This is a genomic window from Pseudomonas idahonensis (genome assembly GCF_037903935.1).
GTDB lineage: Bacteria > Pseudomonadota > Gammaproteobacteria > Pseudomonadales > Pseudomonadaceae > Aquipseudomonas > Aquipseudomonas danubii.
The window spans coordinates 2625469-2639166 of record NZ_CP149586.1 but is presented as its reverse complement, the minus strand read 5'-3'; the positions used below and the strand labels follow the sequence as shown (position 1 = coordinate 2639166).

Below are 13698 nucleotides of genomic sequence, written 5' to 3'. Positions count from 1 at the left end.
TCTACCCCTTAACGCACACCACCTGACGCAGGGTGTGCAGCACTTCCACCAGCTCGCGCTGGGCGTGCATCACTTGGTCGATGTCCTTGTAGGCCATCGGGATTTCGTCGATCACCGCTTCGTCCTTACGGCACTCCACATGGGCGGTCGCGCGGATCTGGTCGGCCAGGGTGAAGGTGTTCTTGGCCTTGGTGCGGCTCATGGTACGCCCGGCACCGTGGCTGCAGGAGCAGAACGCCTCCTCGTTACCCAGCCCGCGAACGATGAAGCTCTTGGCCCCCATCGACCCCGGAATGATCCCCAGCTCGCCCTTCTTCGCCGACACCGCGCCCTTGCGGGTCACCAGCACCTCCTCACCGAAGTGGCGCTCCTTCTGCACGTAGTTGTGGTGACAGTTCACTGCCTCCAGCGCCACTTCGAAGGGCTTGCTGATCACCTTGCGGGTGGCCTGGATCACCAGTTGCATCATCAGCTCACGGTTCTGCCGGGCGAAATCCTGGGCCCAGGCCACGGCTTCCACGTAATCGTCGAAGTGCTGGCTGCCTTCCTCGAAGTAGGCCAGGTCGCGGTCCGGCAGGTTGGCGATATGTTGACGCATATCGGCCTGTGCCAAGTGAATGAACAGGTTGCCGATGGCGTTACCGACGCCACGGGAACCGCTGTGGAGCATGAACCAGACCCGGTTGGCTTCATCCAGGCAGACCTCGATGAAGTGGTTACCGCCGCCGAGGGTTCCCAGGTGCTGGCGGTTGTTGCTGTTGGCCAGGGCCGGGTACTTATCGGTGATCGCCTTGAAGCGTGGGTGCAGCGCAGCCCAGGCCTGATCGGTCTGCTGCGGCACATCACCCCAGGCGCCCTTATCGCGACCGCTACGGGGCGAAGTACGACCGTGAGGCACCGCGGCCTCGATGGCGCTACGCAACCCGGCCAGGTTATCCGGCAGGTCGGAGGCGGTCAGCGAGGTACGGGCAGCGATCATTCCGCAACCGATATCCACCCCGACCGCCGCCGGAATGATCGCGCCTACGGTGGGGATCACGCTACCGATGGTCGAACCTTTACCCAGGTGCACGTCGGGCATCACGGCCAGGTGCTTGAAGATGAACGGCATCTTCGCGGTGTTCATCAATTGCTGGCGCGCTTCGTTTTCCACCGGCACGCCCTGGGTCCACATCTTGATCGGCTTGCCGTTGGCCACTTCCAGCAGTTGGTAGGTTTTGTGTTCCATGTCGTTGACTCTTTTTCCTGTGGCCGCTGATTCGGCCTTGTTCAATAGATTGTGTAGGAGCCGAGTCGCAGAAGACGATCTCAAGGGCCTCTTCGCTGGCAAGCCAGCTCCTACGGAGTTGCGGTGTTCGGTACAGACGGCGACCAGTGAAGGTGGAACATGCAGCGCGCTCTGCCTCTGAGCTAGTGAGCGGGACTCGAACCCGCGACCTCGCTGTCCTGTAGTTCCACCGGCATTCGCCGGGTCAATCGGTGCAGGCCGGGCCTGCGGGCAGCGACAAGGGAACAGGCACATTTGCTCTACCGACTGAGCTACAGCCTTGCGGCTGGCGGGGTTCGAACCCGCGACACCATGTAGTACCCGTGGCATTCACTGCCATCCCGCCGAGGCGGGGGAAAAGATGCGACGACAAGAGTCGATGGAACAATGCGTTCGTGTTCTGACCATTGAACCACGGCGCCGTTTTCCAGCACCGGCGGGAATCGAACCCGCATCCCGAACCTGGGATGTAGTTCCATCCGCATTCGTCGCAAAAACTGCAAAAAAGGTGGCACGACAAAAGTAGTGACTGATGGCCGGATTCGAACCGGCTTAACCAGGATGTACAGCCACTGGCATTCGTGCCCTCACCGGCCCTGACAAAATTTGCTGAGACGCCTTTGGATGTAGTCACAGCGGCATTCAGGGCCAATGATCAAAAAATCTGTGGTGTGCGCCGGCTGGCCGGCGCACGGTTTATCTCATGTTCCAGCGATCAGAGCGCCATCGCCTCGATTGCCTTGACCCAGTGCTGCGCACCGTAGTTGCCTGCGGTGAACTGCTCGATCACATCGAACACCGCATCACTGAAGCCGCCGACGTTGAGGATGTCCTCGCGGTCTGGCGCCTGGGTCGTGGCGCCGGGTTGCATGTCGATGCACACCAGCTTCGCCTGCGGGTTGATGGCCCGGATCCGCTCCCACTGGCGCATGGTTTCCGTAGCGCCGTGGCGCCGCGCATCGATCCACGACTCGTTGTCCGAGACCAGGATCAGGGTGTCCACGCGGCTCTTGGCGTTGGCCAGTTGGGCCAGGGGCGCCGAGCAGTTGGTCCCGCCTCCGCCGATGTTCGCCAGCTTTTGCGCATTGCTCATCACGCTGTCCCGCGGGTTGAGGTGGATGTTCACCACCCCCCGCTCGAACGGCATGACCCGCGCCGCCGGCTGCTTGCGCAACACCGCTGCCGCCACCAGGGCCGCCACATCGATGCAACGCACCGCGGTGGTGGCGCCCTGGCGATAGCCGGTAACCGGGCTGTGCATCGAGCCCGAGACATCCGGGCAGACCACCACGTTGCCCGCCAGCGCCGGCACGTTGGCCAGGGACAGCTCCAGGGCATCCTGCAGCGCCTCGCGGACCGCTTGCGGTACGTCCTCGCCAGCCATGCGGTAGGCCGCCAGCAACTGGTACGGGTAGACCCGGGCCTTGACCACCTCCCCCGCATCCGCCATCCGCGCCGCCACGTACTCGCTGCAACCCGGCACCTGGAACGCGCCGTGGCGGGCCAGGGTGTTGAGGTTCATGCGCAGCCCCTGCCAGCCCATGTTGCGGGCCTGTGCCGCCCATTGTTCAGCACTCAGTGTTTCGTTGCCGAGCAACTGGAACGGCACCTGCGGCACCTGAGTTGTCGCACCACTGCGAAACGCCAGCAGGTCCCGGGTCAGCTCAGGCAGCGCTTGCACATCCACCGGCTTACCGATCACCCAGGCGAAGAAGGCTTCGCGCCAGGCTTCGCTTGGCTTGGGATGAACCATCTTCACCACGTCCGCCAGGGACGGCTTGGTGCCGATCGAGGCCTGCAACAGCTGACGCTCGCTGGCGCTGTTCAACCAGTTCTGCACCAGGCGCTTGGGCTGCGACCCCAGGGATTTGCGCCCGGTCACGCCGCTGCGCAGGATCTGCACGAAGTTGCGCAGCATCTTGCCGTTGTCCACCACCTGGGCGAACAGCTCCGGTACCAGGACCGAGCGTTGTGCGGTCAGCGCCGCCAGCAGCAGCGCCGGCATGTCCTTCATATGGCCTTGCTGCCGAGCGTAACGGGCGGCCTGGGCGACGAAGCGGCTGTCCAGCTCGCTCACCAGTTGCAGCACCGCGTCCAGTTGACCTTCAGGCGAGGTGTAGAAGGTCGAGTTCAGGCAACCGGTGACCGCCAGCTGGGCCAGGCGATGCTTGGCGTTGTAGGCATAAGCCCCGGCCTTGGAAGCGTTCAGGGTGGTGCTCACTGGCGCTTTTGCCTGTTGGGTGTTGAACAGCTGGAAGTTGGCCATCTTGGCGTCTCGCTCTGTTGTCTCGTTCGTTGCCAGATACATTGCAGCCGCTGTGCCAGGTTTTGATTTTTCAGAAAATTATTTTTCAAGCCATTGATTTATAACGATTTTATTTTTAATCGATTTTTCACTTGGCATTCGACAAGACAAACACATCGATAATTTTATATCTTTACTTATCGCTTTTTATCTTCAGGTATAAACATGTCGAGCAAGTCCACGGTCGCCATCGGTTTTGTCGGTTCCACCCTCGATCGCGTCGGCAAGGGTGCCAACCGCTGGAGCCATTGGCGCCCCACGGTCGGCCTGTGCCAGCAGCAGGATGTGCTGATCAACCGCCTGGAATTGCTCCACGGCCTCGACGCCCGGGATATCAGCCTGGCCGAACGGGTGGCCAACGATGTGCGCCAGGTGTCGCCGGAAACCGAAGTGCGCCTGCACCCCATGGGCCTGAAGAATCCCTGGGATTTCGAGGAGGTGTACGCCGCCCTGCACGACTTCACCAGCGCCTACCCGTTCGACACCGAGCGCGAGGACTACCTGGTGCACATCACCACCGGCACCCACGTCGCGCAGATCTGCTGGTTCCTGCTGACCGAGGCGCGCTACCTCCCTGCCCGACTGATCCAGACCTCGCCGGCGCGGCGCCGCGACCCCGACCAGCACGCCACCGGCACCCACGCCCTGATCGACCTCGACCTGTCGCGCTACGACCGCATCGCCTCGCGTTTTGCCCACAAGCGCCTGGAGGGCCTGGCCTTCCTCAAGTCCGGGATCGCCACCCGCAACCCGGCGTTCAACCGCTCCATCGAGCAGATCGAGCGGGTCGCGGTGCGTTCCAAGGCGCCGATGCTGCTGATCGGCCCCACCGGTGCCGGCAAGTCGTTCCTGGCCCGGCGCATCTATGAACTCAAGCGCGGCCGGCACCAGGTGCAGGGACGCTTTGTCGAGGTCAACTGCGCCACCCTGCGCGGTGACGGCGCCATGTCGGCGCTGTTCGGCCATATCAAGGGCGCCTTCACCGGCGCCCAGAACGCCCGCGAGGGCCTGCTGCGGGCGGCCCACAGCGGCATGCTGTTTCTTGATGAGATCGGCGAACTGGGACTGGACGAACAGGCGATGCTGCTCAAGGCCATCGAGGAAAAACGCTTCTTCCCCATGGGCGCGGACCAGGAAGTGGAGAGTGACTTCCTGATCATCGCCGGCACCCACCGCGACCTGCGCGGCCGGGTGGCCCAGGGCCTGTTCCGCGAAGACCTGTATGCGCGGATCAACCTCTGGACCTTCAACCTGCCGGGGCTGGCGGGACGCCGCGAGGACATCGAGCCGAACATCGATTTCGAGCTGGAACGCCACGCCCGGGAGCAAGGGCAACTGGTGCGTTTCAACCTGGAAGCACGGCGCCGCTACCTGGCCTTTGCCAGCTCCAGCGAAGCGGCGTGGCTGGGCAACTTCCGCGAGCTGTCGGCCTCCATCACCCGCATGGCCACCCTGGCCGACAGCGGACGCATCGACCAGGCCCAGGTCGAAGAGGAAATCCAGCGCCTGCGCCACGCCTGGGGCCTGGAAAATGCCGAGGATGAACTGCAGCAACTGTTGGGCGACGAGGTAGAGCTGGACCTGTTCGACCGCCTGCAGCTCAAGGCGGTGATTGCCGAATGCCGTCGCGCCGACAGCCTGTCGGACGCCGGGCGCCGGCTGTTCGGCGTGTCACGCCTGGGCAAGGCCAACCCCAACGACGCCGACCGCCTGCGCAAATACCTGGCGCGCTTCGGCCTGGACTGGAAGCAACTGTAGCCGCTGCCGCAGGCTGCGCACGGCCCGCAGGGACGCAGGGTTCTCAAGATCGATAGAGGTTTGGCTGGCAATCGCCAAGCAAGGTCCTGCGGACCTTCGCGCAGCTTCGCAGGCTCAGCAGCGGCTAGAGGGCCAATGCCGATCCGGGATTTGTGTAGCCGCTGCCGCAGGCTGCGCACGGCCCGCAGGGACGCAGGGTTCTCAAGATCGATAGAGGTTTGGCTGGCGATCGCCAAGCAAGGTCCTGCGGACCTTCGCGCAGCTTCGCAGGCTCAGCAGCGGCTACAGGGCCAATGCCGATCCGGGATTTGTGTAGCCGCTGCCGCAGGCTGCGCACGGCCCGTAGGGACGCAGGGTTCTCAGGATAGATAGAGGTTTGGCTGGCAATCGCCAAGCAAGGTCCTGCGGACCTTCGCGCAGCTTCGCAGGCTCAGCAGCGGCTACAGGGCTGCAGTTGGGACGGCGAAGACGCCACTGGCCCGCGCCACTTCACGCTCGCCGACCCGCAGCAGCACCGTGGCAAAGGCTATCTGCCGACCGCGCTTGGCATGCTCCAGGCGCACCTCGATCCAATCCCCTACCTGCACCGCCCCCAGGTAGTCGAGGGTCATGCTGGCGGTGATCAGCGGCAGCGGTGGATCGCTGGAAAACGCCATGGCGTAGCCCATGCCGACGTCCGCCAGGGTGGCGATGATGCCGCCATGCACCGTGCCCCGGCCATTGGCGTGGCGGGCATCGGCACGCAGACCCAGGCACAGCTCGCGGCCACTGCCGCGACCATAGACCGGGCCGATCAACTCCAGCAGCGGGCTGCTGCGGGGCAAGGGACTGAAGCCCTGGGGGATGTCCGATTGGCTCATGAGGCTCTCCTTGAACCGCTGGGTGACAGAGGGTTGCACAGGGCGACAGGTGTAGCCCTGATTGACCACGATGCCTATGAGCATCAGCCAGGCAAATTGGCGAAAATAAGTTGCGCCGTGATCGTGGTGATCCTGGGAACAGCAGTAAGATGCGCACCTGCGCACTAGCCGCAATTTCAAGTACTCAAGGAGCCTCCATGCAGCATCAGGACGATCACCCTGCCATCCGCCGCCGACTGGCCTTTGTCTTCTTCGGCGCCCTGGCCCTCAGCGCCTGTTCCCCCAGTGATCACAACAGCTCTGCGGTGGCCCTCGGTGGGGCCCAGGGCAAGGCCGGCGCCCTGCTGGCCTACGAGCACGAACTGACCCTGTCCCTGCCTGCCGAGCAAATCGGCCCGCACCTGACACAAACCCGTGAAGCCTGCGAAAAAGCCCAGTTCGGCCCCTGCAACATCTTGCTCCTGGAGCAAGGCCCGTACCGCGCCCGGGTGGTGCTGCGAATCGTTCCGGAGGGGGTCGAGCCCATCGTCCAGCAGGCGTCTCAAGGGGCCGAACTGGGTGAGCGCATCACCAGCGCCGAAGACCTGGCCGATGCCGTGGCCGATGTGCAACGCCAGCAACAGCGACTCAAGGCCCAGCAACAGCGCCTGGATGAACTGGCGGCGCGCAAGGACATCAGCGTCAGCGACCTGATCGCCCTGAGCAAGGAGCAAGCGGGCATCGAGAATGACCTGCAAGCACTGGCCCAGACAGCTGCCGGACAACAGCGTCGCCTGGACACCAACCGCCTGACTCTGAACTTCCTGCCCAGCAACGGCGCCGAACGCGGTTCAAGTCTCAAGCGCGCCTTCAGCAACCTGCAGGACAACCTGTCCGACGGCACAGCCGAAGCCCTGGAGAAAGGCAGCTATGCCCTGCCTTTCGTGATCCTGGCCTTCCCTCTCGCGATGCTGTGGGTGTGGCTGTGGCGCAAGTTCGTCCGCCGTCGCCCCTGACCCCGCCGTAGGAGCCGGCTTGCCGGCGAACAGGACCGCAAGCCTTGCATCGCCCTGGCGGGCGTCTTCGCTGGCAAGCCAGCGCCTACAACGGGCAGGCCCTTGGGGTTACAGCGGCCTTTGCAGGCAGCGCTGGTAGCGTTCATCCACGCGTTTGGCGAACCAGGCGGTGGTCAGTTGGCGGGTGATCTTCGGGCTCTTGAGTTCGATGCCCGGCAGTTGCTGGCGCGGCACGGGTCGGCCCGCCGCGCGGTCGGCCAGGGCAAATACCTGGCGGTACAGCTCGGTCTGTGCAAAGGCCTGGCTGTCACCCTTTTCCAGCTGGGCGCGAATCTGCGGGTTGCGCAGCCCCAGCTGCTTGCCCAGGGTGCGCACCGCCAGTTCGGTGCTGCCGGGCAGGAGCGAGTCATAGCGGATCAGGTCGCCATCCAGGGCCAGCTTGATCCCGCTGAGGCGGCTCACCGCGGCCTGGAAAGCCGCATTGCGGCTGGCGTACCAGCCGGCGTTGAAGTCGGCGAAGCGATACAGCGGCTGCGGGTAGTCCACCGGATAACCCAAAAGGTGGGCGATGCCGAAGTACATGCCACCACGGCGACTGAAGACTTCATGGCGGATCGAGTCCTGCACCGGGTACGGATAACCCTGGGCCTGCTGCTGGGCGAATTCAATGCTGACCTGCATCGGCCCGCCGGTGTGCACTGGATTGAAGCCACCGAACAGGGTCTTGCCCAGGGGCACCATGCCGATGAAGTCATCGAAGATCGCACTCAGTTCCTTCTCGCTGCGGGCCTTGGCCAGACGCTGGCTGTAGGACTGGCCGTCCGAGCCGCGCACTTGCAGGGCGGCACTGACCAGCAGCGCCGGCACATGCACCTTGGCCGCGCGGCGGTCGATTTCCTCCCGGGCAATGCGCCCCAGGCCCGGCACTGTCGGATCGACCTTGAAGGTGGATTCCTGTTCGGTCACCGCCAGCACCGCGCACAGGTTGCTCTGGCTCGGCTCAAGGCCCTGGGCGCTGAAGGCCACCTGGATATCCCGGGCCCAGCCCGGGCGATCGCTGACCTGGGCCGGCAGCAGGCGCAGGATGCGCGCCTGGATCTGCTCCGGGGTCAGCACCGGCGCCTGGGGGCCGCGCGAGCTGGCGCAACCGGCCAGCAGCGACAGGCCCAGGCAGCAACTGAGAAGACGGTGGAAAATCATGGGACTCCGCAAGATGGCTGGACGAGGGCCGTGCAAGTAAAGCAGCGGCATGGGGCGTTCGACCAAAGAATGCAAGCGCTGTTCCCGCCACGCCCCTGTAGCCGCTGCCGCAGGCTGCGAACGGCTTGGGCGGCACTCCGTCGCAAGGATGCGACGTTCTCAAGGCCGATTGAGGTTAGGCGGGAGATCGCCAGGCAAGGTCCTGCGGACCTTCGCGCAGCTTCGCAGGCTCAGCAGCGGCTACAGGGCCAATGCCGATCCGGGATTTGTGTAGCCGCTGCCGCAGGCTGCGAACGGCCCGTAGGGACGCAGGGTTCTCAAGATCGATAGAGGTTTGGCTGGCGATCGCCAGGCAAGGTCCTGCGGACCTTCGCGCAGCTTCGCAGGCTCAGCAGCGGCTACAGGCTAAAATCCTTCTATTGGCGGTGTGGCTGGGTGTACTTTGATGACCCCGCCCTCAATGGAGTGACACCCGGATGTTGACCCTGGATTTTCTGCTTACCAGCCTGATTGTCGTGCTGATTCCCGGCAGCGGCGTGATCCTGACCATTTCCACCGCCCTGGTGGCCGGCAAGCGCGCCAGCCTGTTCACCGCCATCGGCTGCACCGCCGGGATCGTCCCCCACCTGCTGGCCTCGATCCTCGGTCTGTCGGCGATCCTGCACACCAGCGCCCTGGCCTTCCAGGGCCTGAAGTTCGCCGGGGTCGCCTACCTGTTGTACCTGGCCTATGCCACCTGGCGTGATCGCTCGGCCTTTGCCGTGGACAGCAACACGGTGAGCCACGGCGCCGGCGCGCTGATGCTCAAGGCCTGCCTGCTGAACATCCTCAACCCCAAGCTGACCATTTTCTTCCTGGCCTTCCTGCCCCAGTTCATCGCCCATGACGGTAGCGATCCGATCCCGCAGATGCTGCTCTTGAGCGGCGTGTTCATGGCCATGACTTTCTTCGTGTTCGTGCTCTACGGCCTGCTGGCCAATCTGTTCCGTACCGCGGTGATCGAGTCGCCCAAAGTCCAGAACTGGTTGCGCCGCAGCTTTGCCGCAAGCTTCGCGGGACTGGGCCTGAACCTGGCCTTCGCCCAGCGTTGACCCCGCGGCAGGCGCCGCCCGCAGTCAGATGCATAACGTTGATCTCTTAGCGAGGGCAAACACATGAACTGCAGCGACGTACTGATCATCGGCGCCGGCCCCACCGGCCTGGTGCTGGCGCTCTGGCTGCGCCAGCAGGGGGTCAAGGTACGGATCATCGACAAGACCCTGGGCCCGGGCACCACCTCCCGGGCCCTGGCGGTCCAGGCCCGGACCCTGGAGCTTTACCGCCAGCTGGACCTGACCCAGGCCATCGTCGAGCGCGGCCACCACGTGCCGGCGGTCAACCTCTGGGTCCGCGGCGAGCGGGCCGCGCAACTGCCGTTCAACGCCATCGGCGAAGACCTGACGCCCTACCCCTTCCTGCAGATCTTTCCCCAGGACGAGCACGAGCAACTGCTGATCGAACGCCTGGAACGGCTGGGCGTGCGCGTCGAACGCGACACCGAGCTGCTGGCCTTCACCGATCACGGCCACCTGATCAACGCTCGCCTGCGTGGCCCCGACGGCCGCGAGGAACACTGCCAGGCCTTCTACCTGGCCGGCTGCGACGGCGCCCGCTCCACGGTGCGCAAGACCCTGGGCACTGGTTTTCCCGGCGGCACCTACCAACAGGTGTTCTACGTCGCCGATGTCGAGGCCGACGGCCCGAGCATCGACGGCCAATTGCACGTGGACCTGGACGATGCCGACTTTCTCGCGGTGTTTCCCCTGGCCCACAGCGGCCGCGCGCGGCTGATCGGCACCGTGCGCGACGAGCGCGCCGAGCACCCGGAAAACCTGCGTTTCGAAGACGTCAGCCAGCGCGCCATGCATCAGCTCAAGGTCAACGTCACCCAAGTCAACTGGTTCTCCACTTACAAGGTGCACCACCGGGTGGCCGAGCAGTTTCGCCAGGGACGGGTGTTTCTCCTGGGGGATGCCGCCCACGTCCACAGCCCCGCCGGCGGCCAGGGCATGAACACCGGGATCGGCGACGCCATCAATCTGGCCTGGAAACTGGCGGCGGTGCTCAGCGGCAAGAGCGCCGAAAGCCTGCTGGACAGCTATGAAATCGAACGCATGGAGTTTGCCCGGCGCCTGGTGGCCACCACCGACCGGGTGTTCAGCTTCGCCACCGCCGACGGCCCGGTCGCCTACCTGGTACGCACCCGCCTGGCCCCCCTGCTGCTGCCGAAGATCGCCGCCTTTGACAGTGCCCGGGAGTTTCTCTTTCGCACCGTATCGCAGATCACCCTCAACTACCGGGGCATGCCCCTGAGTGCCGGCGGCGTCGGCCCGGTGCACGGCGGCGACCGCCTGCCCTGGGTCAGGGACGGCGAGCACGACAACTTCGACAGCCTGGAGTACCTGGGCTGGCAGGTGCATGTCTACGGCGTCACCAGCAACGCGGTGCAGGACTGGTGCGCCGAACACCGGGTGCCGTTGCGGGTCTTCGACTGGTGCTCGGCCCACGCCCGCGCGGGGCTGGCGCGCAACGCCCTGTACCTGCTGCGCCCGGACACCTACGTGGCCCTGGCCGAACGTTCGGCCGATCCGCGGGTGCTGGAGCGTTATTTCCGCGAACGCGAGATCTCCCCGCAGAACAGCCCGGCCGCCCTCAAACCGCGCTGATCCGCGCTCGACGCACTGCGCAGCCGGGGCCGGGGCCGGGCTTAGAAGTCAGCCTTGACCGACAGGGTGAAGTTGCGCGGATCGCCGTAGAAGTTGCCGAAGCCTTCGGTGCCGACGGTGGTGTAGTAACGCTTGTCCAGCAGGTTGTTGCCGTTGAGCGCCAGGGACCAGGTGTCGTCGATGCGATAGCCGATCCGGCCGTTCCAGATCGCATAGCCGGCCTGGCTGATGTGATTGCCGCTGATGGGCGAGACCCGGTAGTTGTCGCTCTGGGCGTTGACCCCAGCCCCCACGGTGAAGCGTTCCAGGGCACCGCCCAGCTGGTAGTCGCCCCACACCCGTAGCAGGTGCCGCGGTACGTAGGAATTGAACGACTGGCCGTTCTTGCTGCTGTCGGCATCCTCCAGGGTCTTGGTCTGGGTGTAGGTGTAGCCGGCCAGCAGTTGCAGGCGTTCGATCACCTCACCGCTGACTTCGGCTTCAAAGCCCTGGGCGCGGACCTTGCCCGAGTTCAACGAGCAGGTGCTGTCCGGGCAGGCCGGGTCGTCCTGCTGCGCATCTTCCTGAAGGGTGCGGAACAGGCTGAAGGCGCTGTTCAGGCGGCCGTCGAACCACTCGCCCTTGATCCCCAGCTCATAGCTCTTGCCCACCAGCGGCTTGAGGGAGGCGCCGTCCAGGGTCCGATAGCTGCCCTGGGGGGTGAAGATGCTGGAGTAGCTGGCATAGGCCGTGAGGTTGTCGTTGAGGTCGTACAGCACCCCGGCGAACGGCGTGACCTCGCCGGTTTCCTTGGAACGGGCACTGCTGGGGGTGCGGGTGTCGCGCCAGTAGGCCACGGCATCGTTCTGCGACTTGTACCAACTGACCCGGCTGCCCATGACCAGGGTCAGCGGGTCGGCGAGTTTCAGGCGCAGGGTGGAATACAGCCCTTGCTGCTGGATGCGCAGATCACTGGGGCCGCCCCGGGTGGAATTGCTTTCGTAGTAGCTGTCATCGGGCTTGGGCAGGTGGTGATCGGGGTCCAGCACGTTCTGCCGCTGCGGCAAGCCGGCCACGGCGTAGAAGTCGTCCTTGATCGAACGGCTGGCGTTGGCGCCGAAAGTCAGTTCGTGCTCCTGGCCAAAGGCCTGGAAGTGGCCGTCGACATAGGCATCGAAGCCGTAGTCCACCTGGTCGTAGTCATAGGTGCTGCCCAGCATCAGGGTGCTGGAGCGGCTGGCACCCACCGGCACCGAACCGCTGGGGAAGGCGTACTCGATGTCCTGGGTGTTGCGGCTGTAGACCCCGGCCACCTTCAGCGCCCAGTCATCGTTGAGCTGTTGCTTGAGGTCGGCGAAATAGGTCGCGCGCTTGCTGCGCGAGTTGTTCCAGGCGGTGTTCAGGCAGGTGGAACGGCCGAGCTTGAGGTCGCTGCCGTCGCTGTAGCGCGGCAGGCCGCCCCAGCACGGGCGCGAGTCAACGTCTTCATAGGCCATGCCCAGGCCCAGGGTGGTGTCGTCACTGAGGTCGAAATCCAGGGCGCCGTAGTAGACCTGATCCTTGCGCTCCCCCAGGTCGTAGAAGTACTGCCGGGTCTGCTGGGTCACCACCGCCCGGCCACGAACGGTGCCGGCATCGTTCAACGGCCCGCCGGTGTCCACCTGGGCCCGGTAGTTGTCCCAGCTGCCGGCGGACATCATCAGCTGGGTGTGGGGCGTGGCCTGGCCACGCTTGCGCACGAAGTTCACCGAACCGGCGGTGCCGCCCGCGCCCTTGAGCATGCCGGCGGCGCCGCGCAGGATCTCCACCCGGTCATAGAAGGCCATGTCGCTGCTGAAGCTGTCGGCCTGCACGTAGCTGTTGCCCATGTCCAGGGGCACGCCGTCGTACTGGTACTGGCCGGTCATGCGAAAGCCCCGGGAGTAGAAATACTTGCCGCCCATGGGCGAGTCGTAGAGGGTGATGCCCGGGGTCTTTTCCATCACTTGGTCGATGGTGTTGAGGTTCTGGTCATCGAGCATCTTGCGGGTGATCACGGTCACCGACTGCGGGGTTTCCTTCAGCGAGTGCTGGCCCTTGCCGATGGTGACCGCACCGGTGGTGTAGGAACCGGAATACTCGGTGGTGGCCCCCAGCTCCTGGCCCTGCACCTGGGTGGTGCCCAGCTCCAGAGCGCCGCTGCCCTGGGGCACGGGGCGCAGCACATAGCTGCCGTTGCTCTGCGGCTCGGCTTGCCAGCCGCTGCCGGCGAGAATCCGGGTAAAGCCTTCCTGTACCCCGTAATCCCCCTGGAGCCCCGCCGAACGCAAGCCGGCGGTCTGCCGGGCATCGAAGGAGATGGCCGCCCCGGCGGCACTGGCGTAACGGCTCAGCACCTCAGTGAGATCACCCGCCGCGATATCGAAGCGGCGCACCGCCGTCTGTTCGCTGGCCGCCACCGCGGTCAACGGCAGCAGCGCCGCGCCATACACCGCCAGCGCGCCCCAGAGCCCGACCTTGATGGCCTGGGCCAACTTCGACTTGTGAACTTCAGACATGCTTTGCCTTCCCCCGATCTTGAAAATGAATCCACTGGGGGATGAGCCGGATCAGAGTGAGCAAAAGTGCAAAGACCGGAATAATTATTTTT

9 protein-coding genes are annotated in these 13698 nt (G+C 64.8%); 4 read left to right on the top strand and 5 right to left on the bottom strand.

What is annotated here, in order from left to right:
- Nucleotide 1 precedes the first annotated feature (1 nt).
- Both WIN67_RS12040 and WIN67_RS12035 read right to left on the bottom strand, forming a co-directional pair.
- Entirely contained in the window at nucleotides 2-1228 is a 1227-nt protein-coding gene (locus tag WIN67_RS12040) for an RtcB family protein (RefSeq protein WP_060838629.1), read from the bottom strand.
- Nucleotides 1229-1982: 754 nt separating this feature from the next.
- Nucleotides 1983-3533, bottom strand: a complete 1551-nt coding sequence (locus tag WIN67_RS12035; RefSeq protein WP_339071331.1) for an RNA-binding protein — start codon at nucleotides 3531-3533, stop codon at nucleotides 1983-1985.
- A 204-nt stretch (nucleotides 3534-3737) separates the two neighbouring features.
- On the opposite strand from WIN67_RS12035, the gene rtcR reads away from it, so the two are divergent.
- Entirely contained in the window at nucleotides 3738-5330 is a 1593-nt protein-coding gene (gene rtcR, locus WIN67_RS12030) for an RNA repair transcriptional activator RtcR (RefSeq protein ID WP_339071330.1), read from the top strand.
- 440 nt (nucleotides 5331-5770) lie between these two features.
- On the opposite strand, the gene WIN67_RS12025 is transcribed toward rtcR, so the two are convergent.
- Nucleotides 5771-6190, bottom strand: coding sequence for a PaaI family thioesterase (locus WIN67_RS12025; protein ID WP_339071329.1), 420 nt, complete (start codon nucleotides 6188-6190; stop codon nucleotides 5771-5773).
- Nucleotides 6191-6387: 197 nt separating this feature from the next.
- Here WIN67_RS12025 and WIN67_RS12020 point away from each other — a divergent pair, with 197 nt between their 5' ends.
- Nucleotides 6388-7185, top strand: coding sequence for a DUF4349 domain-containing protein (locus WIN67_RS12020; protein ID WP_339071328.1), 798 nt, complete (start codon nucleotides 6388-6390; stop codon nucleotides 7183-7185).
- A 108-nt stretch (nucleotides 7186-7293) separates the two neighbouring features.
- On the opposite strand, the gene WIN67_RS12015 is transcribed toward WIN67_RS12020, so the two are convergent.
- A complete protein-coding gene (locus tag WIN67_RS12015) occupies nucleotides 7294-8385 on the bottom strand; it encodes a DUF1615 domain-containing protein (protein ID WP_339071327.1) in 1092 nt (363 codons plus the stop codon).
- Between the two features lie 476 nt (nucleotides 8386-8861).
- Here WIN67_RS12015 and WIN67_RS12010 point away from each other — a divergent pair, with 476 nt between their 5' ends.
- Both WIN67_RS12010 and WIN67_RS12005 read left to right on the top strand, forming a co-directional pair.
- Complete coding sequence (locus WIN67_RS12010) at nucleotides 8862-9476, top strand: LysE family translocator (protein ID WP_016962992.1); 615 nt, start codon at nucleotides 8862-8864, stop codon at nucleotides 9474-9476.
- Nucleotides 9477-9539: 63 nt separating this feature from the next.
- Entirely contained in the window at nucleotides 9540-11090 is a 1551-nt protein-coding gene (locus WIN67_RS12005) for an FAD-dependent oxidoreductase (RefSeq protein WP_339071326.1), read from the top strand.
- Nucleotides 11091-11131: 41 nt separating this feature from the next.
- Here the strand turns inward: WIN67_RS12005 and WIN67_RS12000 are convergent, their stop codons facing one another.
- A complete protein-coding gene (locus WIN67_RS12000; RefSeq protein WP_339071325.1) occupies nucleotides 11132-13606 on the bottom strand; it encodes a TonB-dependent siderophore receptor in 2475 nt (824 codons plus the stop codon).
- Between the last annotated feature and the right edge of the window lie 92 nt (nucleotides 13607-13698).